Origin of the sequence: Rhizobium sp. SSA_523 (assembly GCF_030435705.1) — a bacterium.
Lineage (GTDB): Bacteria > Pseudomonadota > Alphaproteobacteria > Rhizobiales > Rhizobiaceae > Neorhizobium.
Window position 1 is genome coordinate 2,630,966 of sequence record NZ_CP129382.1, and the last position, 24,053, is coordinate 2,655,018.

The following is a 24,053-nucleotide window of genomic DNA, read 5'->3' on the forward strand; positions in this document are numbered from 1 at the left end:
CATGATGACGACCTATGACTATATTCGCGAGGGCGATGCGATCTATGCCAAATCCTTCGCCATCATTCGCGAGGAAGCGGATCTCAGCCGCTTCAGCGACGAGGAAGCAGATGTCGCGATCCGCATGATTCACGCCTGCGGACTGGTGGAGGCCGCACGGCATTTCCAGTTTTCGCCAGGCTTCGTCAGCGCCGCACGCTCCGCCCTTGTTAACGGAAAGCCGATCTTCTGCGACGCGCAGATGGTGGCGCATGGCATTACCCGCGCCCGTCTGCCGGCTCACAACGAGGTGATCTGCACCTTGCGGGACCCTCGGGTTCAAGAGCTTGCCCAACAGCTGGGCAATACGCGCTCCGCGGTGGCGCTGGAATTGTGGCGCGACCGCCTGGAGGGAGCGGTCGTGGCCATCGGCAATGCACCCACCGCCCTCTTCTACCTGTTGGAAATGCTGGACAAGGGCTGCCCGCGGCCGGCCGCGATCATCGGCATGCCGGTCGGTTTCGTCGGCGCTGCCGAAAGCAAGGAGGCGCTGGCACAGATACCGCACGGGATACCCTATGCGATCGTAGAAGGTCGCATGGGCGGATCGGCCATGACGGCGGCGGCCGTCAACGCGCTGGCGAGGGCAGGCCTGTGAGCGAGATCCATCCTGGCAAGATGTCCGGCAAGATGTATGGCGTGGGGACCGGCCCCGGCGATCCGGAGCTTCTGACGCTCAAGGCCGTCAAGGCGCTCAATGCCGCCGATGTGCTGGCCTTTTTCGCCAAGCGCGGCGCCCGCGGCAATGGCCGCACCATTGTCGACGTTCACCTGCGCCGCGATATCGTCGAGCTGCCGCTCGTCTATCCGATGACGGTGGAAGAGGATAAGGACAGCGACAGCTACAAGCGCGCCATTGACGGTTTTTTCGACCAGTCCGCGGCGGAGATTGCCGTTCATCTTCAGGCCGGGCGCACCGTGGCGGTGTTGAGCGAAGGCGATCCGCTCTTCTATGGCTCCTACATGCATCTGCATCTGCGGCTTGCCCCGCATTTTCCGGCAGAGGTCATTCCAGGCGTCACCGCCATGTCCGGATGCTGGTCGCTGGCCGGCCTGCCGCTCGTGCAGGGCGACGATATCCTGAGCGTTCTGCCGGGTACGCTGCCGGAAGAGGCGCTGACGACACGGCTTGCGGCAACCGACGGTGCCGTGATCATGAAAGTGGGGCGCAATCTTCCCAAGATCCGGCGCGCGCTTGCCGCAACCGGCAAGCTGGAAGGCGCAATCTATGTGGAGCGCGGCACGATGCCGACCGGCCATGCAATGCCGCTTTCGGAGCGCGACGAGACCCCTGCTCCCTATTTTTCGCTCGTGCTGGTGCCGGGCTGGAAGGGCCGGCCGCAAGGGCACCTGGCATGAGAGGATATGCGCAATGACGGGCACGCTCACCGTCGTCGGCCTTGGCCCCGGCAGTCCGCAGCAGGTGACTCCGGAAGCCCTGGCGGCCATCACGCAAGCCACCGACTTCTTCGGTTACGGCCCCTATGTCGATCGCCTGGACCTGCGGCCCGACCAGCACCGCCACGCCTCCGATAATCGCGAGGAGATGGCGCGCGCCGGCACAGCGCTCACACTGGCCGCCGAAGGGGCGAAAGTCTGCGTCGTTTCGGGCGGCGATGCCGGTGTCTTCGCCATGGCCGCCGCCGTCTGCGAAGCGATCGACAGCGGGCCGCAAAGCTGGCGCGAGATCGACCTTTGCGTCGTGCCGGGTGTGACGGCCATGCTGGCCGTGGCGGCAAAGGCCGGCGCGCCGCTGGGTCACGATTTCTGCGCCATCTCGCTGTCGGACAATCTGAAGCCCTGGAAGGTTATTGAAAAGCGGCTGGTCGCTGCTGCAGAAGCCGGGTTTGTGATGGCCTTCTACAATCCCGTGAGCAAGGCGCGGCCCCACCAGCTGGCAGAGGCCTTCGCCATCCTCAGCGCCCATCTGCCGGGTACCGTGCCGGTCATCTTCGGCCGCGCCGCCGGCCGGCCGGATGAGAAGATCACTGTCGTGCCGCTTGCCGAGGCGCGTTCCGATATGGCCGACATGGCCACCTGCATTATCGTCGGTTCCACCGAGACACGGCTGATCGAGCGCAAGGGCGCCCGCCCGCTCGTCTATTCGCCGCGATCCTGGGGCGACAGATCCGGCGGAAAGGCCTGATCCAGATGGGCAATCAGGTGATCCACCGTCTGAAAGGCAAGAACGTCCGGCAGAACCGGGCGGCTGATCATGATGACCTCAAGCCCCAGCGCCCGGGCGGCTGCGATCTTGCCGTAGCTGGCCGTTCCACCGGAATTCTTGCAGACGATCACCTCGATCCTCTCTGCCGAGAGCAGCGCCCGCTCATCCGCCTCGAGAAACGGGCCGCGGGCGGTCAGGTAGCGCACGAAAGGCAGGCTGAGCGGCGGTTCCACCGGATCGACACTGCGCACAAGGTAATCATGCTGCGGCGCGGCCTCGAAAGGCAGGAGCTCCTGACGCCCCAGCGCCAGAAAGGCGCGGCGGGGTTTCTCCTCGAGAGCGGCGACGGCCGCTTCGACGGAGGCGACCTCCAGCCAGCGATCGCCCGCCTGCCGTTCCCAGGCCGGGCGACGAAGCGCCACGACCGGAACGCCGGCAATGTCACCCGCCTTGGCCGCATTGGCCGAGATTTGCGCCGCATAGGGATGTGTGGCATCGATCAGCAGGGCGACGCCGCGCTCCTTCAGCTCGTCGGCGAGCCCTTTTGCCCCGCCGAAGCCGCCGATCCGCACCGGCACCGGCTGGGGAGCAGGCGTCCTGGTCCGTCCGGCCAGCGACAATTCGAGCCGAAAGCGCTCAAGGCCCGCAAGGCGTTGCGCCAGCTGCCGGGCTTCCGTCGTGCCGCCGAGAATGAGAATGGAGGGGTCCATCATGGCTCCTGAATCGTCCGCCTCCCTTGTAACCGGTCAGCCCTGGTTGTCCATCATCGGCATTGGCGAAGACGGATTGGCCGGTCTTGGCGCGGGTGCCCGGCGTGCAATCGAGACGGCTGAGCTTGTGTTCGGCGGCAAACGGCACATTGAACTGGCGCAAGACGCCATTCGCGGCGAAGCGAGGACCTGGCCGCAGCCTTTCGACAGGGCCATGCAGGCGGTTCTTGCACTGCGCGGGCAAAGCGTCTGCGTGCTTGCCTCCGGCGACCCCTTCTACTTCGGCGTCGGCGTCACGCTCGCCCGGCATCTGGCAAGGCATGAATACCGCGTCTATCCCCACCCTTCCGCCTTTTCGCTCGCCGCCGCCCGGCTGGGTTGGGCCTTGCAGGAGGTCGAGACCGTCTCGCTGCATGGCCGCCCCATCGACCTCATCCGGCCCTTGCTGCATCCCGGCCGGCGGATCCTCGCGCTGACCTCGGATGCGGAGGGACCGGCGCAGCTGGCCTCGCTTCTGACGGAGAGCGGATTTTCAGCGAGCCGGATCACGGTCCTGGAAGCGCTTGGCGGCGAACGCCAGCGGGAGCGGTCCACCCTGGCAAGTGCCTTCGACATGACCGGGATCGATCCGCTGAATCTCGTGGCAATCGAAGTGGAGACCGGGCCGGACGCGCGCCTCCTGCCCCTCGGCTTCGGCCTGCCGGACGAATTGTTCGAGCATGACGGGCAGATCACCAAGCGGGAGATTCGCGCCGCCACGCTCTCCGCCCTGTCGCCCCTGAGGGGCGAGATCCTCTGGGATATCGGCGCCGGCTCCGGATCGATCGCCATCGAATGGATGCTGGCGCATCCCTCGATGCGGGCCATTGCCATCGAGCACCAGAGCGAGAGGGCCGCGCGCATTCGCCGCAATGCTAGGCGCTTCGGGGTTCCCTCGCTGGACCTGATCGAAGGCAAGGCGCCCCAGGCGCTGGCCGGTCTACCGCAACCGGATGCGATCTTCATCGGCGGCGGCGGCAGCGGCGAGGGTGTCTTGCCCGCCGCCCTTGAGGCCTTGAAACCGGGCGGGCGCCTGGTGGCCAATGCCGTGACGCTGGAAATGGAGCGCGTTCTGCTGGATGCTCACGAAGAACGAGGCGGCCGCCTCACTCGTCTCGCCATCGACCGGGCCGAACCGGTCGGACGAATGACGGGATGGCGGCCGGCCATGCCGGTCACGCAATGGATTTTCCACAAGCCAGAGGATGAAGGACGATGATGATTGCCGGGATCGGGTGCCGCCGCGGCACCAGTGCCGAAACTGTAATGGCCGTGCTCGAGGAGGCGCTTGCAGCCGCGGGCAAGACCGGAGAGCGGCCGGCACGACTGGCAACTGGGACGCTGAAGGCCGATGAGGCGGGGCTTCTCGAGGCTGCCGCACGGCTGAAGCTCGATCTGGCGATCCTCACCGAGGCGGAAATGGAGGCTGTGTCCGACCGCACGCTGACGGTATCGCCGCACAGTGTGGGACATGCCGGGGTGTCGAGCTTTTGCGAGGCGGCGGCACTGGCGGCCGGCGGCGCCTCTGCAAGGCTGCTTGGTCCCCGTCACGTCTCGCAGGGCGTCACCTGCGCGCTGGCCATGACAGAAGACGAGACAGAGGACGCCGCATGACGGTTCACTTCATCGGCGCGGGCCCCGGTGCCGCCGATCTCATCACGGTGCGCGGGCGCGACCTCATTGCCCGCTGCCCGGTCTGCCTCTATGCCGGGTCCATCGTGCCGCGCGAACTGCTGGACTATTGCCCCGCCGGCGCCCGTATCGTCGATACGGCCTCGCTGTCTCTCGACGAGATCGAGGCGGAATACTGGCGTGCCCATCAGGCAGGGCAGGATGTGGCGCGGCTGCATTCCGGCGACCTCTCGGTCTGGAGCGCCGTGGCCGAGCAGATGCGCCGGCTCGACCGGCTTGGCATGGATTACACGCTGACACCCGGCGTGCCCTCCTTTGCCGCCGCCGCCGCAGCGCTGAAGCGCGAGCTGACGATCCCGGAAGTCGCGCAGAGCCTCATCCTCACGCGCGTGTCCGGCCGTGCGTCGAAGATGCCGGAACGGGAGACGCTTGCAAATTTCGCCGCCACCGGTGCAACGCTTGCGATCCACCTTGCCATTCACGCGCTGGAAACGATCATTGCGGAGTTGACGCCACATTACGGCGCCGATTGCCCCGTTGCGATCGTCGTGAAGGCCAGTTGGCCGGACGAGACGATCCTGCGCGGCACGCTCTCAACCATTGCCGCCGCGGTGGCCGCAGAGCCGATCGAGCGCACGGCACTGATCTTTGTCGGCCCTGGACTGAACGCGGAGGATTTTCGCGAGAGCGCGCTCTACAGCACCGATTATGTGCGCCGCTTCCGCTCCCCCAAAGGCAAGGACGAGGCATGATGGGACGGGGTGAAGGGCGCTTCGCCGACAAGCTTGCCATTGCGGTCGAAGATCAGGATCTCGAGCGCGATATGGTCGCTGCGCAAGGCGCCCGCCGCCGTCTGCCAGGCCCGCGCGGCAATCAGATCGCCGAGCGCCAGCCCTGCCTCCAGCGCCAGTTGAAAGGCTTGCGCGACGGTATTGGCCCGGCGGATCGAATCCGAAAGATCCGCCGCGGCGCCGGCCTCGACCGCAACATCTGCCAGTGCCTCGAGATCGGCGAGACCCCGCTTGGAATGCACGTCGAGCATGCCCTGCGACAGCTTGGTCATCTTGGCAACGCCGCCGGCCACGGTCACCCGCGGCACAGGATGCTTGCGCAGATATTTCAGCATGCCGCCAACGAAATCGCCCATGTCGAGAAGCGCGGTCTCCGGCAGGCCGTGATGTGCCTGAACGGCTTTCTCCGTCGTCATGCCGGTTGCGCCGGCCACATGGACGAGACCTTCCGCCCGCGCGACGTCGATGCCCCGCCAGATCGAATGGATCCAGGCCGAGCAGGAAAACGGGATGACGATGCCGGTGGTGCCGAGCACAGAAAGCCCGCCCAGAATGCCCAGTCGCGGATTGAGGGTCTTCTGCGCCAGGTTTTCCCCTTCCGGAATGGAAATCTCGACGTCGAAATCGGCTCCCTCACCAACCACTTCGGCAATGGCCGCGCGGATCATCTGGCGCGGAACGGGGTTGATCGCGGGCTCTCCGGGCGCAATGGCAAGACCGGGTCTGGTGACCATGCCGACACCTTGGCCTGCGAAGAACCGAATGCCGGCGCCTGGAGGTCCGCTCCTCAGGGTGGCGATGATCAAGGCACCATGGGTGACATCCGGATCATCGCCGGCATCCTTCACGATTCCGGCGCGGGCGAAACCCTGACCCTGTTCCTCCAGCGCCAGCGCGAAGCCCGGTCTTTGTCCGCCGGGCAGCGTCACCTCAACGAGATCGGGAAATCCGTGACCGGTGAGCGCCAGGCAGGCAGCCTTTGCCGCCGCCGCCGCGCAGGTGCCGGTGGTCCAGCCGCGGCGCAGATGTTGCGCCATATCGCTTCCGATTTCCGCTTCCATACACGTTTCTATACCGCTGACACGATCTTGCGTCATCGGCAAAAGGCACATCCATGAAGAAGCTTGCCCTTGATCGTCTGGCCGAGCGCCTCCCCGCCTTCGAGCCGGGCCATGTATGGCTGGCAGGGGCTGGCCCCGGCGATCCGCGTTACCTGACGCTGGAAGTCCTCGATGCGCTGACCAAGGCCGATATCCTGGTGCATGACGCGCTGGTGTCCGACGAGGTGCTGAGCTTCGCCCCGCAGGCGCAGGTTCACTATGCCGGAAAGCGCGGCGGCAAGCCCTCGACCGCGCAGGAGGACATCACCCTGTCGCTGATCCGCCTGGCGCGCCAGGGAAAACGCGTCCTGCGGCTGAAAGGCGGCGATCCCTTCATCTTTGGCCGCGGCGGCGAGGAAGCGGAAGCGCTGGCCCGAGCCGGCATTCCCTTTCGCATCCTGCCCGGCATGACCGCCGCGCTTGCGGCGCTTGCCTCGACTCGCATTCCGGCCACCATGCGCGGCATGAGCAAGGCGATCACGCTGGCGACCGGCCATGCTGCCGGCGAAGAGGACGATCTCGACTGGGCAGCATTCGCCAGGACGCAGGAGCCGATCGTGATCTACATGGGGCTGAAGAACCTGCCGACGATCAGCCGGCTTCTGATCGATGGCGGACGCGCGCCGGAAACGCCGGCTGCGATCATCATGTCGGCCACCACGGCAGAGGAAAGACTGCTGACGGCAACGCTTGGCACGCTCGCCTCGGAGGCGGAGCGCCAGGGCTTTGCCGCGCCGGCCCTGATCGTCATCGGCCACATTGTCGGCATGCGCGATCTGCTGATGCCGCAGGAGCAGCCAAGATGACGAAGGCCCTGATCATCGGCGCACCGCGCTCCGGCTCCGGCAAGACGAGCGTGACCATCGGTCTGCTGCGCGCCTTTGCCCGGCGCGGCATCAGGGTGCGCGGCATCAAGTCCGGACCGGATTATATCGATCCTGGCTTCCACCAGGCGGCGACGGGCATTGCGGGCCTCAATCTCGACAGTTGGGCCATGGAACCGCCGCTTGTACAGCACCTGCTGGCCAATGCGGCAGAGGGTATCGACCTGCTCCTGATCGAAAGCGCCATGGGTCTTTTCGACGGCATTGCCGGCGGCGAGGGGCGTACCGGCTCAGCTGCCGATCTCTCCCGGCTGCTCGGCATCCCGGTCCTGCTGGTGCTCGATATATCCGGCCAAAGCCAGACGGCCGCCGCCGTCGCGGTCGGTTTTCGCCACTACGATCAAAATGTCCGCATGGCCGGCGTGGTGCTGAACCGCGCTGGCAGCGAGCGCCACGTGCGTCTCTCCAGGGCGGCGATCGAGTCGGCAGGGCTTTCGGTCGTCGGCGCGGTCCTGCGCGACAGCATGCTGTCGCTGCCGGAGCGGCATCTGGGCCTTGTGCAGGCCACAGAACATCCGGCGATCGAGAGCCATATCGATCGGCTTGCCGATGCGATGGAGAGCGCGCTGGACCTGGATGCCATCCTGTCGCTTGCCGTTTCGATCGCGCCGGAGGCCGGCTCGCCGTCTGCGCATCTTTCTCCGCCGGGCCAGCGCATCGCCATCGCCTCCGATGCCGCCTTCACCTTTCTCTACCCGCATCTTGGCCATCACTGGCGACAGGCCGGTGCGGAACTCGTGGCCTTTTCGCCGCTTGCCGATGAAGCGCCACCCGGCCATTGCGATGCCTGCTGGCTGCCAGGCGGCTATCCCGAGCTCTTCGCCGGCCGGATCGCCGCCGCGCACAAATTCAGGGCCGGCCTGGCCGATTTTGCAGCAACCCGGCCGGTGCATGGCGAGTGCGGCGGCTATATGGTGCTTGGCGAGAGCCTGGAGGATGCCGAGGGGCAAAGACATACGATGACGGGGCTTTTGTCGCATTCCACCAGCTTTGCCACCCGAAAGATGAATCTCGGCTATCGCCAGGCAACCTTATTGTCGGATGGCGCGCTCGGCCGGGCCGGTCAGGTGATCCGTGGGCATGAATTCCACTATGCCCGCGTCACGGATGCGGGCCGGGATGAAGCCTTTGCCGCGATTGCCGACGGCACCGGATCACCGATCGGCCTATCCGGCGGCCGTCGCGCTTTGGTCTCCGGCACGTTTTTCCATGCGATCGCGGCAGTGACCGGCTGACTATTCGACAAAGACCCGGACGGTCGCCGCACCGCCCGCGGCATCGATCACCGTCAGCGTCGCATAGCCGGCCCCGTCCGGCAGCCATTCGGATATGCGTGTGCGGGAAAGGCTGGACAGCGGCTTGCCATTGGCGAGCCAGCGGAACGGCGCTCTGCCCCCTTGCAATTTCAAGACAAGCGGCGACAGGCCGATGCCGCCCTGAGCGCCGAGATCCACACGCGCCCCTTCCGGCGGATAGACGATCTGCGGTGCCGGTTCGCGGGTGGAGGAGCGCACAAGGCCGCTTGCCGTAACCGCATAGCGACGCTGGCCCACCGGAAGGTCGGACAGAGCCAGGCGCTGCGCGCCGGGCGGCGGCGACGGATGCGCGGTGATGGCAACGCCGGAGCGCGAAAAGGCATCAAACAGCAAAGGTGCGGCGGTGCCATAGCCGGTAATTCCGGGCACGGCGCCATTGTCCGGCCGCCCGATCCACACACCCAGGACATAGCGTCCGTCATAACCGACGGACCAGGCGTCGCGATAGCCATAGCTCGTTCCGGTCTTGTAGGCGATGCCGAGCTGCCGCGCGCCCTGCGGCGGAAGCACATCGGCCAGCACATCCGTGACCGTCCAGACCGCCACGGGATCAAGCAGGGGCTGCGCCGGTTCGCGGCTGGGCGCTTCATGCACGCCATCGCCGAGGCGCACCGGCCAACCCTGATTGGCGAGGCCCGCATAAAGCTGCACCAGGTCCTTCAGTGTAAGCCCGACGCCGCCAAGCCCGATCGCCAGTCCCGGCGCTTCGCCGGCCGGAAGCAAGGGGCGAACACCCGCGTTGCGGAAACGCACCATCAGCTTGGCAGGTCCCACGCCATCGAGCAGCCTGACCGCCGGAACGTTGAGCGACAATTGCAGCGCCTGCCTGACGCTGACATCGCCCTGGTAGCTCATGTCGAAATTGCGCGGCCGGTAGCCGAAGAAATCCGAGGGCCGGTCCTCGATGATGGTTTCCTGGGCCACCAGCCCGTCCTCGAAGGCCAGGCCGTAGATGAAGGGCTTCAAGGTCGATCCCGGAGACCGCGGCATCCGCGTCATGTCGATCCAGCCGGAGCGGGATGCATCGAAATAATCGGCCGAACCGACGGATCCGACGATGTCCCCGCTGGTCGAATCCGCCATGATCATCGCCACGGAGGTGCGCGGCGGAAGATTGGCAACGGCAGAGGCGGCCGCCGCCTCCAGCCCTTCCTGGATGGACTTCCGAAGCGTCGTCGCGTGGCGGTTTTCGACCGGCGCCTTGCGAAGCGCCGCTTCCGCCAGATGCGCGGCGAGTGCGGGCAATTGACGCCGCTCCCGCGGCACCTCGTGGACGGACGCGCGCGCCACCTCATCCGCGCCCACTTCCTCGACCACGGCCTCGCGGCTGAGGACCCTCTGGCGGGCCGCCCTTGCACGATCGGCGAAGCGGTCCGGCCGGCGGGCCTCCGGCGATTGCGGCAGGGCGACCAGCAGCGCCGCCTCCGCCACCGAAAGACGCTTCGGCTCCTTGCCGAAATAGGCAAGGCTTGCGGCCCTAGCGCCCTCCAGATTGCCGCCATAGGGCGCCAGCGTCAGGTAGAGATCGAGTATCTCCGCCTTCGACAACCGCCGTTCGATCTGAAGCGCCCGCAGCATCTGCGCGAGCTTTGCCGGCAACGACCGATTGTCGCGCGGCTCCATCAGCCGCGCCACCTGCATCGTCAAGGTCGAGGCGCCCGAAACGATCCGGCCCTGCGTCAGGAACTGGTAAGCCGCGCGGGCAACGGCATAGGGATCGACCCCGGAATGGGCATAGAAGCGCTGATCCTCATAGGCCACCAGCATCTTCAGGAAGCGCGGATCCACATCTGCGGCACTGGTTTTCAAACGCCAGAAGCCATCCTTCGTGGCAAAGGCACGCAAAAGGGCACCATCCGAAGCAAAGACCTCGGCGGAGACCTGCGTGGCGCGCGTCAGAGGCGGTGGAAAGGCACGATCAAGGGCATCGACCGCGGCCAGGCCGGCCGCGGACAATACCGCAATGCCGGCGAGCCCGATCAGCCCTTTCAGCCAGATCCGCATAGCCGCCTACTGCGCCTCCCGCACCTGCATGCGTCCCGTCGCCGTCCGGGCCGAAAGCTGCGGACGATACATGTCCTCCACAGAGGCCGCAGGATGGTCATACGTGCCGGGTGTCACGGCCCGCACCACATAGGCGAAGGAAAAATCGCGATTGTCGCCGGCATTGCGGTCGAAGGCGGCGACGAAGCGGTCATTGCGGAACTCCGTATGGGCCGCCTGCACCTCGCCGATCCATTCGAAGTTCGAGAGTTCGGCGCTGTTGACGAGATTAGGATTGTCGATTTCGAAACCGGCCGGCAGGAGATCCTGCACCAGGATGCGCGAGGCCCAGTCATTCGTCTCGTTGACGCTCAGAACCACGACATAGCGCTGGTTCTGCTCCACCTCGCTGACACTGACTTCTTCGCCCTCCATGGTGTAATAGGCGCGCGTTATCGCAAAACCCTCGCCCCCGGCAGCCAGAGGCTGGGCCGGTGCCGCAACCGTGGTCACCACGGCGGAGACCGGGTCGGCGGATCGGTTGGTCAGCGTGACCGGCCTCTGCAGCAGATCGTCGCCCGTCATCCGGCCGGCATAGCCGCCGCTTTGCTCCGCACCATTGACCGCAACCCGCAGCGTGTCATCCCCCTGCAGCAGGGCGCGGGCGGCGAGCAGCATCCAGGCCTGTTCCTGGGTGCTCGTATAGCGCTTGTTGCGCCATTCCCTGGCGACAAGCGCCGCCAGTTGCGGCACGATGGCAGGCACGGGCCGGCTTTCGGCGGCCAGCGCCAGGACCGCTGCCCCGTCACGCAGCAGCGAGCCGTAATCGGCGCGCGACAGGCTGACCTGCTGCAGCGCGGATTGCTCCGTCATCTGCAGGGCTGCGTTGAACACCGTCTTGGACCGCTGCGCGTCGCCGTAAAGGGCGAGGGCCGCTCCCAGATGAGCCCTCGACAAAGGCGTCGGGAAATCGCGGAGCATAGTATCGGCATAATAGCGCAGATCGCTGATCGATGCCTTGCGGTTGCGCGCAAGGACATAGAGCGCATAGGCGATCTGGCTTCCCTGATCCTTGACGTTGACGTCATAGGCCAGCGCGTTCTGCAGATTGTTCAAGGCCTGGACAAGGGCCTGTTCCGGCACGTCATAGCCCTGCTCGCGGGAGCGGGTCAGGAAATCGGACACATAGGCATCCAGCCATTTGTCGCCATAGCCGGGGCTCCACAAGCCGAAGCTTCCCGAGGAGGACTGATAGGACAGCACGCGATAGATCGCATCCTGTACGCGCGTCTTGACCGCGGCATCATCGGAAAGACCGCTCTGCTTCGACAGCTGCGACAGATACAGCAGCGGCAGGGCCCGGCTCGTCGTCTGTTCGGCGCAGCCATAGGGATAGCGGTCGAGCGACATCAACAGCGCCGGTACGTCGAAATCCGCGGCGCGGGTCACGCTCAGCGCCACCGAGGCGCCTTCAAGCACCGCATCCGCCAGCAGGTTTTCGTCCACCGTCAGGCTCTGGCCTGGCGAAAGCGCAATCACGCGCCGCTCGGTGACCGGCAGGACCGCCGGTCGCACCGGCACAGCAAGAACCTGCTCCATCGGCGCCAGGCCATTGCCGGACAGGGTAAGCGTGACGGAACCGTCGCCGGCGCGCAGACCTTTCAGCGGCAGGCGAAGGCTCTGCTTTCCTCCTGCCTCCAGCCGCACGGCGCGCAGGGCGCCGGCCGCATCGCTCCCGATCACCCCATTGGTGGCGAGCGACAGCTGATATTCTCCGGCCGGCGCATCGGCATTGGCAATATCGAGACGCAGGCTCGCTTCATCTCCCGGCGCGAGGAAACGCGGCAGGCTGGCGGTCAGCACCACCGGATCGCGGATCACCACGTCCTTCGTGGCATGGCCGACGCCGCTCTTGCTCCAGGCAACCGCCATGACCCTGGCCGTACCATTGAATTGCGGGATATCGAAGGAGACCTTCGCCTTGCCCTCGGCGTCAAGCTTGACGATGCCGGAGAAGAAGGCAACGAGCTTCTCCTTAGGTGGGCTGCCCTGCAGGGCCACGCTGCCGCCGTCGCCGCCCGTGCGCAACCGGCCAGTGGCTCCCAGCGAACCATCGATCAGACGGCCGTAGATATCGCGGATCTCCAGCCCCAGGCGCCGCTGGCCGAAATACCAGTCGTCCGGCGCCGGCGGCTCATAACGGGTGAGGTTCAGGATGCCGACATCGACCGCCGCAACCGTGACATAGGCATCTTCGCCGATCCCGGCGCCCGCTACCTGCACATCGATATCGAGCGGCTGGCGCGGAAGGGTCTTGTCGGGGGCGGCAAGCGACACCGAAAGATCGCGCGCCTGCGGATCGACCTTCAGCCAGGCGATCCCGATCGCCCGCATCGGCATGCGGCTTTCCTGCGCCTCCCCCGGACGATACAGGGTTGCCGTGACATAGGCTCCGGCGCCGAAATCCTCCGTGACCGGGATATCCACTTCTCCGCCGGTCTCGCCGATGGCGACATTCTGCACCGATAGCAGCGTCTCGGCGCCGCTCGTCACCATCAACTGACCCGCATAACGCGACGAAATCTTCAGCTTCGCCGTTTCGCCGACCCGATAGCTCGGCTTGTCCAGCGCCACGTCCAGCGCGTCCGGCGTCTCCGTCGAACTGGCCGATACGAACCAGCCGGCATTGAACTCGACGCTGCTGGCCGGGCCATCGGCCGCACCGCTGACCACTTCGAGCCTGTATCGGCCCCATTGCACCGGCAGCGACAGCCTGCCGCCCTGCGAGGCTTCGACCGAAACCCTGCCATCCGCGACCTGCCGTGTCCGATTGACCGGCTCGTAGCGCCAGGAGCTGCCTTCCCGGTACCACTGATAGTCGCGTTCGATCTTGACGAGTTTCCAGTGCAGATCCTCGGCCGATTTGCGCAAGCCGTCGTCGCCGATCATGACGAGGTTGAAATTGGCCACGGCATTTTCGGCAAGATCGCCGGAAAACTCGGGCTTGATGCCGATCCGGTCGCCATCGGCGCGCACCGGTAATGTCAGCTTGCGTTCGACGGCGCGGCCGCCGCCTTCCTTCAGCCGAACGACAATATCGGCATCGGTCAGCTGGGTCGTATAGGCCAGCTCGCTCAGTCCGGCGTCGAAGCGCGTCTTGCCCTCCTCGTCCAGCACGCCCAGTTCGTCGAGCGGCAGGCGCTCGGCTTCGCTCGCCTCCTCATCCGCCAGACCGAAGAGATAGCCCTTATAGGCTTCACGTTCCCGGACATGCCGCAGAACGATCTCGCCCTCCAGCGCGAGACCGGCGGCAGGCGCGCCATAAAGATAGCGGCCGTCCACCGTCACCCAGGTCTCATCGCCGACGATGATCTCCTTTGCCTCGCTCGCGAGATCGAACTCGATGCGATCCGGCACGAAATCGTCGACGAGGAAGCGCTTTTCCGCAATCGGAGAGCCTTTGGGATCGGTGAAGACCTGCAAGGTCCAGGTGCCGCGCATCGATGTGGCAAGCGTCGGCAGGTCGACGGCATAGCCGCCCAACAGACCACTGCCGCTCATGCGCCGGTCTTCGACCCCGTCGGGGCGCAGGAAGACGAACGTCAGCGGAAGCGTGTCGATGGCCTGTGCCGCCGTGTCGCGCGCCAGAAGCGCGGCATGCACGGTCTCGCCCGGGCGATAGATGCCGCGCTCCGTCCAGGCATAGACGTCGATGGCGCCGGGCGCAGGCCGTCCGGTCACGCCGCGATCGGACAGATCGAAACCGGCGCGGCTCATGTCGAGGAACACGTAATCCTCACCGGATCTGGCAGCGGTGAGAACGGCCGGCACCATGGCTGCCGTGCCCCGCATCAGGCCGGCGCTGAAGACGGCGCGGCCCTGATCATCGGTCTTGGCGCTGCCGAGAACCTCGTTGTTCTTGGCAAGCAGCTGCAGGTCGACACCCGTGACCGGCTGCGCCGTTGACAGGGAACGCACGAAGACATTCAGCCCGTCCGTACCGGCATAGGTCGACAGGCCGAGATCGGACACGACGAACCATTGAGTGGCCCGATTGTCCCATTCATTGGTTGCACCAGTGCCGGCCGTCGCCGTCAGGACATAGACGCCCGGCTTGCGCTTCGGCAGCACTTCGTCGACCGGGAAGCTGGTCACCACGTCCTTGTTGACGTCCTGGGCAAGGTCGATCGATCCCTGCCAGACCAGTTCGCCATTGTTGTTCTGGATCTGGTCGGCGCTATAGCCGTCCATCTGGGTGAGGAATTGCGACTGGGCGAGCAGCGGGGCAATATTGCGGTCGCCGATCCGAAAGAGCTTGAGATTGGCGCTGCTGGTATTGACCGAGACCAGCGGGATGCCGCGCCGCGCCGTGGACGGCAGGACGAAACTGTCGCCGGTAAAGCGCACGGCGGGGGAGCGATCCTTGACATAGACGTCAAGATCCACCGTGGCCTGCAGGTCTTCGCCGACAAGCGAGGGAAGGCCGCGGCGCAAGGCAAGCTTGTAGCGCTCTCCATGCGCCAGTCCCTCGACGCAGATCTGCTGGTCCTTTGCCTCGACCGCCTTGGGAGCTGCTCCGTTCAGCGTGACGAAGCTGGAATAATCCACGCCGAACTTCACAAGCTTCTCGGAAAACTGGACGCAGGCGCGGGGGCTTGCCGCATCCGCATCGACGGAATGATCGACAACCCGGAAACCCCAGCGCTCCTTCATATCATTGTAGCGCGCCTGCACCGTACGGGACGCCACGAGGTCAAGGCTCTGCTGCAAGGCATCGATCGCGCCCCGGTGGTTCTCCTGCGCCTCCAGGGCCTCGCCCAGCTGTGCCAGGGTCTCGGCGCGCTGTGGTGCCGTGCGGGAGGCCTCATAGCCATTGATGGAGGCAAGCAGCGCCTTGGTCGTCCACTCGCTATCGCCGCGGATCGTGCCGGCCGCGCGCGCCATCTCGATCCACAGATCGGCGGAGTCCGGCTCTATGGAAAGAGCGCCGGTCAAGGCTGCGACGGCGCCCGCCACATTGCCGTTCACCAGTTCCAGCTGCGCCAGTGCCTTGAGGCTTTCGAGCCCCTGGCCGGACAATTCGGCAGGGACTTCCAGGCCATTTGAAAGATCGCTCGCCTGCTGGGCAAGATCGGCCGAGACGAAGGGCAAGGCAGGTGGCGCGCCGAGATCCGGCTCGGCTCCGGCCACGACCACCTTGCCCGCCACGGCTCCGGTGAAATCGTTCTTCTGGCCGTAATCCGATTTCAGGAAGCACCACTTCGCCTTGACGTTGTAGGTGAAGGCGCGGCAGGAGCCGTCTTTCAGGCAGGCCGTTTCGCATTGCGCCTGAGACAGGTTCTTTTCCGTGCGCAGATCGAAGCCCGGATAATCCGCGCCCTCCGACAGCTCGATCTGCCTCTGCGTCTGCTGCGCCGGGACAGGTGGCGCCAGAAGGCCGAAGACGGCCAGAAGAGAGATCCCGAACCACGCGCGCTTAGACATCATGTCCCCCCGAAAGCTGGCGGCATTTGGCCTCAGTTGTCTGCCGCAAACGTCCGGTTGTCAATTGAAAGAGATCAGCGATCCCCGAAGCTTGCCGATGCGGAGCGCTTAGCATCGCGGTGGATTTGCGGCCTGCTCGCTGCTACACCGGCCAAGGATGAGGAAGGTGGCAGGCGCTCATGCAAGAGACCGAGAGAAAATCGATCCGGCCGGTGCTGAGGCTCGACCTTGCCCCGGAGGATCGGCTGGGCCGCGGCAAGATCGAACTTCTCGAGCATATCCGCCGGACGGGCTCGATCTCGGCCGCCGGCCGCGCCATGGACATGTCCTATAGGCGCGCCTGGCTGCTCGTCGATGCGCTCAACCACATGTTTCTCGAGCCGGCCGTCGAACCGCAGCGGGGCGGCAAACAGGGCGGCGGCGCGCAGCTGACCGCCTTCGGCGAGCGGCTGATTGCGCAATTCCGCGAAATGGAACGCAAGGCCGAGGCGGCGATCCAAGCGGAACTGGAATGGCTTGAACGCAGCCGCAGAGACGATGGGGAAAAAGACGATCGCGCTGGCTGATCGGGCATGCGAGGATCAGGCAGCGGAGCCGGACAGGCCGGTCCCGCGTCAGCCCTCATGCTCTCAGTCAAGGACGCTCGTCGAAAGACTGATCGGCCCTGCCGGCATCGCCGGCAATCTGCAGCCGTACCAGCAGGGCAAGGTCGCCGGCCAGTGCATCCACCTTTGCCGTGAGAGCGGCGATCTCCGCTTCCGAGCGCAGGTTCGTTTCATAATCCAGCCGGGCTGCCAGCCGATCCTTCGCGGCCTGGCGGTTCTGGCTCATCATGATGATCGGCGCCTGGAGTGCGGCCAGCATGGACAGCATCAGGTTCAGGAAGATGAACGGGAACGGATCGAAGGCATTGGCGGCCAGAATGATCGTGTTCAGGATCGACCAGCCGATCAGGAACACCATGAAGCCGATGATGAAATTCCAAGAGCCGCCAATCTCCGCCATGCGGTCGGCAAGCCGATCGCCAAAGGTGAGGCGCTCGGCGAAAATCTGGTTCGGATCCTTGCTCATGGCGGTACGGCGCAATTGATGGGTGAAAAAGCGGATGGTTGCATTCATGGCTCACCTCCAGTGAACGACCGGCCCTCGGGCCTGTCGTGAGGGAGCCTTTCCTTGGGGTCAGCTCAGCACGGCGGCCGCAGACGGCACGGTCAATCGACTATGATCAGTACCAGGCATGATCCCCTCAGGGGTCGGTTTCAGGACATGGCACGGAAAAACGTGCATGAAATTGCCCGTAAACCCAGGCAAGAGGCTGGTCAAATCAAAAAATTGCTCGGGGCTCTGCGCAAAGCGGCCAACCGCTGCCAGACCTCTGCCAGAGCTCTGCCAGACCTCTGCCGGTTCTCTGCCGGTTCAGGGCGATCCGGGGCGCTTGAGCGCGACCGTCTTGATGATGGCAAAGACCGGCCGTCCCACATGCAGTTCCAGACGCTGCAATGAAAACGCGGTAATGCGGGCATGGATGGTCTCCTCGCCGCAGCACAAGGAAAGGTCCACCGTGCCGCCCGGCGCCTCGGCAATGGCCGCGATACGTCCCGGCAAGACGTTCAGAGCACTGATGTTTCGCGGCTCCTCGGTGGCAACGAGCACATCGCGGGCCGGAATATGCACCCTGACCCGCGCCTCCGGCCGCAGTCCCGAATTGGGCACCATCAGCGACATGCCTCGGCAGACGATGGTCGCAACACCCGCACCGGGCTCGACGGCCCCGACCTGTCCCGTCAGCACGCTGCCGGCAGCACCTTCGACAATCTCTGCCGCGCCGCCCAGCAGCTCGCTTGCTGCGCCCACCGCCTTCACCTTTCCCTGCTGCAGCAGGATCAGCCGATCCGCCAGCCTCGCCACCTCCTCGACGGAATGGCTGACATAGAGGATGGGGAGATCCAGCCCGTCGCGCAAGCGCTCCAGATAGGGCAGAATCTCGGCCTTGCGATCCTGATCGAGGGCGGAAAGCGGCTCGTCCATCAGCAAAAGCCGCGGCGACGACAAGAGGGCGCGCCCGATCGATACCCTCTGCCTTTCGCCGCCGGAGAGGGTCTCCGGCCGTCGCCCGAGCAGATGGCCGATCCCGAGCAAGTCGACGATCTGGTCGAGATCTGCCTGCATGGCGCGTCGGCGCGAGAGCCACCGTCCATAGGAGAGATTCTGCAGGACCGTGAGGTGGGGAAACAGGCGCGGCTCCTGGAAGACATAGCCGAAGTGCAGACGATGCGCCGGCGTAAAGATGCGCCTCTGCGTATCGAGGATGACATCGCCCTGAAGCCTGACTACGCCGTGATCCGGCCTTGCAAGACCGCCCAGGATCCTGAGAATGGAGGTCTTGCCCGAACCCGATGCGCCGAAAATGGCCGTGACGCCGCCCTCTGCCTGGAAGGAGACGTCGAGGTCGAACGCGCCCTGGCGATGGCGGATCTCCACGGTCAGGGTCATGCCCGCACCCGTTCGGCAACCCGGCGCGCCAGCCATTCGGACAGGAGCAGCGCCGCCATGGAGATGGCGATCGCCACCAGCGTGAGGCGCAGGGCGCCGGCATCGCCGCCGGGCACCTGCGTGAAGGTGTAGATGGCGGCCGACAATGTCTGCGTTTCTCCGGGGATGTTGGAGACGAAGGTGATGGTGGCCCCGAATTCGCCCATGGCCTTTGCGAAGGCCAGGATCATGCCGGCAATGATGCCGGGCAGAATAAGTGGCAGCGTCACGGTAGCGAAGATGACCGCAGGGCGTGCGCCCAGCGTCGCCGCGGCTTCCTCCAGCTTGACATCGACGGCCTCGATCGACAGGCGGATCGAGCGGACCATCAGCGGAAAGCCCATGACCGCCGCGGCCAATGCCGCACCGGTCCAGCGAAAGGAGAGGATGAGTCCCAGAGATTGCTCAAGAAGCACGCCGAGCGGCCCACGCCGGCCGAACAGGATCAGCAGAAGATAGCCGGTCACCACCGGCGGGAGGATCAGCGGCAGATGCACAAGCCCGTTGAGCAGGGATCGGCCCCAGAAGCGCCCGCGCGCCAGAAGATAGGCACAGGCGACACCGACCGGCAGGCTTGCAAGCGTTGCAACGACAGCAATGCGTAGACTGAGTTCGATTGCCGTCCATTCTTCCGGACTGAGACGCCATTCCTGCACAATCGACCCCGCTTTTTCCATTGAGATGCCGGACGCTTTAGAGCGCTGTTCGATCTGATTGAATCAAATCGGCGCTCTAAACTTTCAAATTTAAAGCATAATCTTATCGATCCTCGTTTCACTCCGGTCGGATCATGCTCTAAAGCCTCGAGAGCTGAGCTGCAGCCGATCATTGCCGATCGCCTTACCGAAGGATCTCAAAACCCTGCGCCCGGAAATAGGGCGCCGCCTTTTCCGATGTCAGGAATGCGAGATAAGCGCGTGCCGCCTCTGTTTTCGCGGCCGTCATCAGCGCCACCGGATACCGGATCGGCGGATGGCTGCTTTCCGGAAGGGTTGCGATGACGGCGACTGTCGGATCGGCCGCGGCGTCGGTGGCATAGACAATGCCGAGCGGCGCCTCACCGCGCGACACGAGCGCCAACGCGGCCCGCACATTTTCCGCACCCGCCACCTTGGCCGAAACGCTGTCCCAAACCTGCAGGGCCTGCAGCGCGGCCTTTCCATATTTGCCGGCCGGAACGCTCTCCACCGCGCCCATGGCAAGGCGCCCATCTCCCAAAAGCCCCGCAAGATCGAAACCAGGCCGGATATCGACAGGTTTCGCGACGGCGCTCGGCGCGATCAGCACCAGGCGGTTGCCGACGAGATCGCTGCGGGTGCCTTGGACGACAAGGCCTTTCTGCTGCAGGTAATCCATCCAGTCCTGATCAGCCGATATGAAGATATCGGCGGGCGCTCCGGCCTCGATCTGCTTGGCCAATGCCGAACTTGCAGCATAGGACGCCGTGACGGCCCCGCCGGTGCCTTGCTCATAGGCCGCATTGGCCGCATCCAGGACCGTCTTCATGCTGGCAGCGGCAAAGACGGTAACACTATCGGCTGCCGGGACGGGAGAGCAGAGGAGCGAAAGGAACATGCCGACCGTCCATAGCAGGGTCACCACCTGCGCCATTGTCCGGGTAAGTGTTCGACACGGCATGGCAATGGCGTTCATGGTTCATCCTCTCCAACCGACATATCCTGACGACTATAACGAGATCCGGCACCAAGAAAAGTGCTATATTCGGCGGAATATATCGGCTGGATGCAGAGGCGACGCAATCCAGGTTACTCTCCAGCTTCCATTTCCCTGTCGGAAGCCGGGGACTGCCGCTGGCGGCGGTGACGGCGCTTGCCGGCGCTTGACGGACAGGCAAGCTCGCCCACCTATTGCACAGGGCTATGCGCCAAAGATCGGCGACGAGGAATGACGAGATGACTGACGAGACCACTGACGACACGTCTGAACCGCAGGACAGCAAGCTCACCACCACCAAGCGCAAATGGGCGAGCGAAGGCCGGTTTCTGACCGGTCGGATCAGCCGGCCGGAGACAGATCGTCTGCCGCCCGGCCAGCACCTGGTGAAGAACTGGCCGGTTCTTGATCTCGGCCAGCAGCCGCAGATCTCGCAGATGCAATGGCGGCTCGATATCCGCGGCGATATCGACCGTCCCGCCACGCTCGACTGGGACGCCTTCCTGGCTTTGCCGCAGACATCCCTGACCTCAGACATCCACTGCGTCACCACCTGGTCGCGCTATGACAATGCCTGGAAGGGCGTTCTCGTGCGGGATCTTCTCGATCTCGTCCAGCCGCGCGCAGATGCCAATGCGGTCATGCTGACAAGCTTCGATGGCTATACGACCAATCTGCTGCTGCAGGATTTCGCCGCTGAAGACGCCATTCTCGCCACCCATTGGGAGGGGCAGCCGATAACCCCGGAACATGGCGGTCCCATGCGGCTTGTCCTGCCGCATCTCTATTTCTGGAAAAGCGCCAAATGGCTGACGCGGATCGAATTCACCCATCACGATCGGCCGGGCTTCTGGGAAAAGAACGGCTACCATATGCGCGGCGATCCCTGGCGGGAACAACGCTATTCCGACGATTGAACCGCAAAGAAGAGACGTCCCGGTGCTTCGGCGGCAACCGGGACGCAAGACGGAAGGATGGGACTGCCTGAAATCCCAGGGGGATTGCCGGATCAGTCTTCCGGAAAAATCGGATCATTGACGAAATTGCCGCCCTGATAGACATGCAGGGCGGCTTTCGGATCCGGCTTGCCGAGGGCGGCATCGATTTCCGCGCGGTAATGCTCTGCATTGTCCTGCGGCTTCCAGCCAAGATAATCGGCATGGGAATTATCCCACCATTTGGAATCATTGTTGGAAATGCCCCAGATGATCGGGCAGCCCAGCATGGGGGCGCGGAACACGCATTCGATCAGGCGCTGGAAATCGCCATAGGACATCCAGCTGGCCAGCATGCGATGATTGGAGGGCTTCTCCATGCAACTGCCGATGCGCAAAAGCGCGGTCTCCTGACCGAATTTCTCGAAATACATCCGGGCCAGCGATTCGCCGAAACACTTCGACACGCCATAGAGACCATCCGGACGCATGGGCGCGGTCGCATCGATATGCTGGTCCTGCCGATAATAACCAACCGTGTGGTTGGAGCTGGCAAACAGGATGCGGGGATGGCCATGCGCCCGCGCTGCCTCGTAGAGATTGTAAAGGCCCAGCAGGTTGGCATTCAGGATCTTGGAGAACTTGTCCTCGACCGAGATGCCGCCAAGATGCAGGATGCCGTCGCAGCCTTCCACCAGTCTGTGCACCGCTGCCGCATCGCCAAGATCGCACTGCACGATTTCCTCATGGGGACCCGCCTCCCCCAGGCCGGCAATGTCGGAGAGGCGAAGCGTGTCCGCCTGCTTTGCCAGACGCACGCGCATGGCGCGGCCCAGCGCTCCGGCAGCGCCGGTAATCAACAGTCTTTTCATGGGAATCCTCCTTGGCGATAAGGCAGACGATGCAAACTTGTCTCCCTGCCGTGATGATTTATCATACATGTTGGCAGATCAGCGTCAACACGGTACAGCTAGATGCAGACGGGACCGGCACTATGCGCGCCGAGCCCGAAGGGAAGCAGGAAAGGGATGGATCCATGAACACGGCCAGCCAGGGCAGATCGCCCGCCGGGACCGGCACGCTTGCCTCCAGATTGGGCGAAACCCTGCGACAGGCGATCGCCGCGGGGCAATTCCCGCCCGGCAGCAAACTGCCAAGCGAAGCGCAGCTGGGGGAGCGCCACGGGGTCAGCCGCACCGTGGTGCGCGAAGCCATCGCCACCCTGCGCGCCGACCGTCTGGTGGAAGCTCGCCAGGGCGCCGGCGTTTTCGTGCTTGAGCCTCCCATTGCCGCCAACGCTCCGCCGCTGTCGGTGGAAAACATTGATTATGCACGAGTTTCCTCCGTCATCGAATTTCTCGAACTGCGCACCGCCGTGGAAGTGGAGGCGGCGGGCCTTGCAGCGCTTCGCCGCTCTCCGGCGCAGGAAGAGGTGATCATCGACTGTCATTATGCGGTCAAGACCTGCCTTGAAGAGGGCCGTCCCAGCAGCGAGGCCGATTTCGCTTTGCATCTGGCCATTGCCGAAGCCACCAACAATCCGCGCTTCCGTGATTTCCTGTCCATGATCGGCAAGAGCGTCATCCCCCGCGCCGCGCTGCAGAACGAGGAAACCGAGGAGGATCAGGCCGCCTATATCCGGCTTCTCGCCGAGGAACACAGCGCCATCGTCAACGCCATTTCCGCAGGCGACGAGGAGGGCGCCCGCGATGCCATGCGCCGCCATCTGCGCGGCAGCCAGGCGCGCTACCGCAGCCTGCTGCGCGAGCAACGGAATTTGTAAGATAACTTGTTGACACTTGTATGTAGAGTGGATACGACGCTGGAGGAGGATCTGTCTACAAGGGAATTTCATGATGACGCCACAAGAGATCAAGGCGGCGCTTGGCGCTGGCCTCCTGTCCTTTCCGGTCACCCATTTCGATGGTGAAGGACAGTTTCAGCCGGAGAGCTATCGTCGCCATATCGAGTGGCTGTCGGGCTATGACGCGCCGGTTCTCTTTGCTGCTGGCGGCACCGGTGAATTCTTCTCCCTGTCGCCGGATGAAATCCCGGGCATCGTGCGCGCCGCCAAGGAAGCGGCAGGCAAGACGGCCATCGTGTCCGGCTGCGGCTTCGGCAGCCATGTGGGCGTCGAACTCGCCCGCTCGGTCGAAAAGGCCGGCGCCGACGGCATCCTGCTTTTGCCCCATTACCTGATCGACGCGCCGCAGGAAGGCCTGTACCAGCACGTCAAGAAGATCTGCCAGTCGGTTGGCATCGGCGTCATGGTCTACAACCGCGACAATTCCGTCCTGTCGGTCGACACGTTGAAGCGCCTGTGTGACGAGTGCCCCAATCTCGTCGGCTTCAAGGACGGCACCGGCGATATCGGCCTCGTACGTCAGGTCACCGCCACCATGGGCGACCGGCTGACTTATCTCGGCGGCATGCCGACAGCCGAGCTCTTCGCCGAGGCCTATCTCGGTGCGGGCTTCACCACCTATTCCTCCGCGGTCTTCAACTTCGTGCCGGGCCTGGCAGTGGAGTTCTACAAGGCGCTGCGCGCCGGCGAGCGCGCCAAATGCGAAGCAATCCTGCGCGATTTCTTCTATCCCTTCATGGCCATCCGCAACCGCCGCAAGGGCTATGCGGTCGCCGCGATCAAGGCCGGTGTCCGCCTGCAGGGCTTCGACGCCGGCAAGGTCCGCCCGCCGCTCGACGATCTGACCCAGGAGGAGGAAGGCATGCTGCTGAACCTCATCGGGTCGTGGAAACGCGGCTGAAG

21 protein-coding genes are annotated in these 24,053 nt (G+C 64.7%); 12 read left to right on the top strand and 9 right to left on the bottom strand.

Features of this window, described 5'->3' with window-relative positions; genetic code table 11:
* The first annotated feature begins 4 nt into the window (after nucleotides 1-4).
* From QTJ18_RS20840 to QTJ18_RS20850, 3 genes are read left to right on the top strand one after another with little or no spacing between them, the layout of a single operon-like run.
* Nucleotides 5-637, top strand: a complete 633-nt coding sequence (locus tag QTJ18_RS20840) for a precorrin-8X methylmutase (RefSeq protein ID WP_252755267.1) — start codon at nucleotides 5-7, stop codon at nucleotides 635-637.
* Nucleotides 638-657: 20 nt separating this feature from the next.
* Complete coding sequence (locus QTJ18_RS20845; protein ID WP_252755266.1) at nucleotides 658-1,398, top strand: precorrin-2 C(20)-methyltransferase; 741 nt, start codon at nucleotides 658-660, stop codon at nucleotides 1,396-1,398.
* 13 nt (nucleotides 1,399-1,411) lie between these two features.
* Nucleotides 1,412-2,185: a precorrin-3B C(17)-methyltransferase gene (locus QTJ18_RS20850; RefSeq protein WP_252755241.1), complete on the top strand. Its 774-nt coding sequence runs from the start codon at nucleotides 1,412-1,414 to the stop codon at nucleotides 2,183-2,185.
* Here QTJ18_RS20850 and QTJ18_RS20855 read toward each other — a convergent pair.
* A complete protein-coding gene (locus QTJ18_RS20855) occupies nucleotides 2,140-2,916 on the bottom strand; it encodes a cobalt-precorrin-6A reductase (RefSeq protein ID WP_252755265.1) in 777 nt (258 codons plus the stop codon). The two genes, QTJ18_RS20850 and QTJ18_RS20855, sit on opposite strands and share 46 nt — an antisense overlap.
* 1 nt (nucleotide 2,917) lies before the next feature.
* On the opposite strand from QTJ18_RS20855, the gene cbiE reads away from it, so the two are divergent.
* The 3 genes from cbiE to cobM are packed head-to-tail and all read left to right on the top strand — an operon-like array spanning nucleotide 2,918 to nucleotide 5,339.
* A complete protein-coding gene (cbiE, locus tag QTJ18_RS20860) occupies nucleotides 2,918-4,174 on the top strand; it encodes a precorrin-6y C5,15-methyltransferase (decarboxylating) subunit CbiE (RefSeq protein WP_252755240.1) in 1,257 nt (418 codons plus the stop codon).
* A complete protein-coding gene (locus tag QTJ18_RS20865) occupies nucleotides 4,171-4,569 on the top strand; it encodes a cobalamin biosynthesis protein (protein WP_252755239.1) in 399 nt (132 codons plus the stop codon). The genes cbiE and QTJ18_RS20865 overlap by 4 nt, the downstream gene beginning before the upstream one ends.
* Nucleotides 4,566-5,339: a precorrin-4 C(11)-methyltransferase gene (cobM, locus tag QTJ18_RS20870; RefSeq protein ID WP_252755238.1), complete on the top strand. Its 774-nt coding sequence runs from the start codon at nucleotides 4,566-4,568 to the stop codon at nucleotides 5,337-5,339. The genes QTJ18_RS20865 and cobM overlap by 4 nt, the downstream gene beginning before the upstream one ends.
* Here the strand turns inward: cobM and QTJ18_RS20875 are convergent.
* A complete protein-coding gene (locus QTJ18_RS20875) occupies nucleotides 5,294-6,415 on the bottom strand; it encodes a cobalt-precorrin-5B (C(1))-methyltransferase (protein ID WP_252755237.1) in 1,122 nt (373 codons plus the stop codon). The two genes, cobM and QTJ18_RS20875, sit on opposite strands and share 46 nt — an antisense overlap.
* A gap of 77 nt (nucleotides 6,416-6,492) precedes the next feature.
* Here QTJ18_RS20875 and cobA point away from each other — a divergent pair, with 77 nt between their 5' ends.
* Together cobA and QTJ18_RS20885 are read left to right on the top strand one after the other, a co-directional pair.
* Nucleotides 6,493-7,284, top strand: a complete 792-nt coding sequence (cobA, locus tag QTJ18_RS20880) for a uroporphyrinogen-III C-methyltransferase (RefSeq protein ID WP_252755236.1) — start codon at nucleotides 6,493-6,495, stop codon at nucleotides 7,282-7,284.
* Entirely contained in the window at nucleotides 7,281-8,597 is a 1,317-nt protein-coding gene (locus QTJ18_RS20885; protein ID WP_252755235.1) for a cobyrinic acid a,c-diamide synthase CobB, read from the top strand. The genes cobA and QTJ18_RS20885 overlap by 4 nt, the downstream gene beginning before the upstream one ends.
* On the opposite strand, the gene pbpC is transcribed toward QTJ18_RS20885, so the two are convergent.
* Together pbpC and QTJ18_RS20895 are read right to left on the bottom strand one after the other, a co-directional pair.
* Entirely contained in the window at nucleotides 8,598-10,682 is a 2,085-nt protein-coding gene (gene pbpC / locus QTJ18_RS20890; protein ID WP_252755234.1) for a penicillin-binding protein 1C, read from the bottom strand.
* 6 nt (nucleotides 10,683-10,688) lie between these two features.
* On the bottom strand, nucleotides 10,689-16,145 hold the full coding sequence (locus QTJ18_RS20895; RefSeq protein ID WP_252755264.1) for an alpha-2-macroglobulin family protein: 5,457 nt from the start codon (nucleotides 16,143-16,145) through the stop codon (nucleotides 10,689-10,691).
* 179 nt (nucleotides 16,146-16,324) lie between these two features.
* On the opposite strand from QTJ18_RS20895, the gene QTJ18_RS20900 reads away from it, so the two are divergent.
* On the top strand, nucleotides 16,325-16,711 hold the full coding sequence (locus QTJ18_RS20900; RefSeq protein ID WP_252755233.1) for a winged helix-turn-helix domain-containing protein: 387 nt from the start codon (nucleotides 16,325-16,327) through the stop codon (nucleotides 16,709-16,711).
* A 67-nt stretch (nucleotides 16,712-16,778) separates the two neighbouring features.
* Here the strand turns inward: QTJ18_RS20900 and QTJ18_RS20905 are convergent, their stop codons facing one another.
* The 4 genes from QTJ18_RS20905 to modA all read right to left on the bottom strand — a co-directional run bounded on the left by QTJ18_RS20905 (nucleotide 16,779) and on the right by modA (nucleotide 20,288).
* Nucleotides 16,779-17,264 (bottom strand): DUF1003 domain-containing protein, encoded by a 486-nt coding sequence (locus QTJ18_RS20905; RefSeq protein WP_489667272.1) that lies wholly within the window; start codon nucleotides 17,262-17,264, stop codon nucleotides 16,779-16,781.
* Nucleotides 17,265-17,561: 297 nt separating this feature from the next.
* On the bottom strand, nucleotides 17,562-18,638 hold the full coding sequence (gene modC / locus QTJ18_RS20910) for a molybdenum ABC transporter ATP-binding protein (RefSeq protein WP_252755232.1): 1,077 nt from the start codon (nucleotides 18,636-18,638) through the stop codon (nucleotides 17,562-17,564).
* On the bottom strand, nucleotides 18,635-19,354 hold the full coding sequence (gene modB, locus QTJ18_RS20915; RefSeq protein ID WP_252755231.1) for a molybdate ABC transporter permease subunit: 720 nt from the start codon (nucleotides 19,352-19,354) through the stop codon (nucleotides 18,635-18,637). The genes modC and modB overlap by 4 nt, the downstream gene beginning before the upstream one ends.
* 163 nt (nucleotides 19,355-19,517) lie before the next feature.
* Nucleotides 19,518-20,288 (bottom strand): molybdate ABC transporter substrate-binding protein, encoded by a 771-nt coding sequence (gene modA, locus QTJ18_RS20920; protein ID WP_489667274.1) that lies wholly within the window; start codon nucleotides 20,286-20,288, stop codon nucleotides 19,518-19,520.
* Nucleotides 20,289-20,590: 302 nt separating this feature from the next.
* On the opposite strand from modA, the gene QTJ18_RS20925 reads away from it, so the two are divergent.
* The gene (locus QTJ18_RS20925) at nucleotides 20,591-21,268 is read left to right on the top strand and encodes a sulfite oxidase-like oxidoreductase (RefSeq protein WP_252755230.1); all 678 of its coding nucleotides are present in this window, start codon (nucleotides 20,591-20,593) and stop codon (nucleotides 21,266-21,268) included.
* Between the two features lie 92 nt (nucleotides 21,269-21,360).
* Here QTJ18_RS20925 and QTJ18_RS20930 read toward each other — a convergent pair whose 3' ends face one another.
* Entirely contained in the window at nucleotides 21,361-22,158 is a 798-nt protein-coding gene (locus QTJ18_RS20930) for an NAD-dependent epimerase/dehydratase family protein (RefSeq protein ID WP_252755229.1), read from the bottom strand.
* Between the two features lie 164 nt (nucleotides 22,159-22,322).
* Between QTJ18_RS20930 and QTJ18_RS20935 the strand changes: the two genes are divergently transcribed.
* Both QTJ18_RS20935 and kdgD read left to right on the top strand, forming a co-directional pair.
* Complete coding sequence (locus QTJ18_RS20935) at nucleotides 22,323-23,069, top strand: FadR/GntR family transcriptional regulator (protein WP_252755228.1); 747 nt, start codon at nucleotides 22,323-22,325, stop codon at nucleotides 23,067-23,069.
* 73 nt (nucleotides 23,070-23,142) lie between these two features.
* On the top strand, nucleotides 23,143-24,051 hold the full coding sequence (gene kdgD / locus QTJ18_RS20940; RefSeq protein WP_252755261.1) for a 5-dehydro-4-deoxyglucarate dehydratase: 909 nt from the start codon (nucleotides 23,143-23,145) through the stop codon (nucleotides 24,049-24,051).
* Nucleotides 24,052-24,053 lie beyond the last annotated feature (2 nt).

What these genes read in the sequence shown, in the direction of transcription:
- QTJ18_RS20895 (WP_252755264.1), bottom strand. Translation starts at nt 16,145, where the DNA reads ATGTCTAAGCGCGCGTGGTTCGGGATCTCTCTTCTGGCCGTCTTCGGC.
- QTJ18_RS20845 (WP_252755266.1), top strand. Translation starts at nt 658, where the DNA reads ATGTCCGGCAAGATGTATGGCGTGGGGACCGGCCCCGGCGATCCGGAG.
- cbiE (WP_252755240.1), top strand. Translation starts at nt 2,918, where the DNA reads ATGGCTCCTGAATCGTCCGCCTCCCTTGTAACCGGTCAGCCCTGGTTG.
- QTJ18_RS20865 (WP_252755239.1), top strand. Translation starts at nt 4,171, where the DNA reads ATGATGATTGCCGGGATCGGGTGCCGCCGCGGCACCAGTGCCGAAACT.
- pbpC (WP_252755234.1), bottom strand. Translation starts at nt 10,682, where the DNA reads ATGCGGATCTGGCTGAAAGGGCTGATCGGGCTCGCCGGCATTGCGGTA.
- QTJ18_RS20875 (WP_252755237.1), bottom strand. Translation starts at nt 6,415, where the DNA reads ATGGCGCAACATCTGCGCCGCGGCTGGACCACCGGCACCTGCGCGGCG.
- QTJ18_RS20930 (WP_252755229.1), bottom strand. Translation starts at nt 22,158, where the DNA reads ATGAAAAGACTGTTGATTACCGGCGCTGCCGGAGCGCTGGGCCGCGCC.
- QTJ18_RS20855 (WP_252755265.1), bottom strand. Translation starts at nt 2,916, where the DNA reads ATGGACCCCTCCATTCTCATTCTCGGCGGCACGACGGAAGCCCGGCAG.
- QTJ18_RS20885 (WP_252755235.1), top strand. Translation starts at nt 7,281, where the DNA reads ATGACGAAGGCCCTGATCATCGGCGCACCGCGCTCCGGCTCCGGCAAG.
- QTJ18_RS20905 (WP_489667272.1), bottom strand. Translation starts at nt 17,264, where the DNA reads ATGAATGCAACCATCCGCTTTTTCACCCATCAATTGCGCCGTACCGCC.
- QTJ18_RS20900 (WP_252755233.1), top strand. Translation starts at nt 16,325, where the DNA reads ATGCAAGAGACCGAGAGAAAATCGATCCGGCCGGTGCTGAGGCTCGAC.
- cobM (WP_252755238.1), top strand. Translation starts at nt 4,566, where the DNA reads ATGACGGTTCACTTCATCGGCGCGGGCCCCGGTGCCGCCGATCTCATC.
- modA (WP_489667274.1), bottom strand. Translation starts at nt 20,288, where the DNA reads ATGGCGCAGGTGGTGACCCTGCTATGGACGGTCGGCATGTTCCTTTCG.
- QTJ18_RS20840 (WP_252755267.1), top strand. Translation starts at nt 5, where the DNA reads ATGACGACCTATGACTATATTCGCGAGGGCGATGCGATCTATGCCAAA.
- kdgD (WP_252755261.1), top strand. Translation starts at nt 23,143, where the DNA reads ATGACGCCACAAGAGATCAAGGCGGCGCTTGGCGCTGGCCTCCTGTCC.
- QTJ18_RS20935 (WP_252755228.1), top strand. Translation starts at nt 22,323, where the DNA reads ATGAACACGGCCAGCCAGGGCAGATCGCCCGCCGGGACCGGCACGCTT.
- modC (WP_252755232.1), bottom strand. Translation starts at nt 18,638, where the DNA reads ATGACCCTGACCGTGGAGATCCGCCATCGCCAGGGCGCGTTCGACCTC.
- QTJ18_RS20850 (WP_252755241.1), top strand. Translation starts at nt 1,412, where the DNA reads ATGACGGGCACGCTCACCGTCGTCGGCCTTGGCCCCGGCAGTCCGCAG.
- cobA (WP_252755236.1), top strand. Translation starts at nt 6,493, where the DNA reads ATGAAGAAGCTTGCCCTTGATCGTCTGGCCGAGCGCCTCCCCGCCTTC.
- modB (WP_252755231.1), bottom strand. Translation starts at nt 19,354, where the DNA reads ATGGAAAAAGCGGGGTCGATTGTGCAGGAATGGCGTCTCAGTCCGGAA.
- QTJ18_RS20925 (WP_252755230.1), top strand. Translation starts at nt 20,591, where the DNA reads ATGACTGACGAGACCACTGACGACACGTCTGAACCGCAGGACAGCAAG.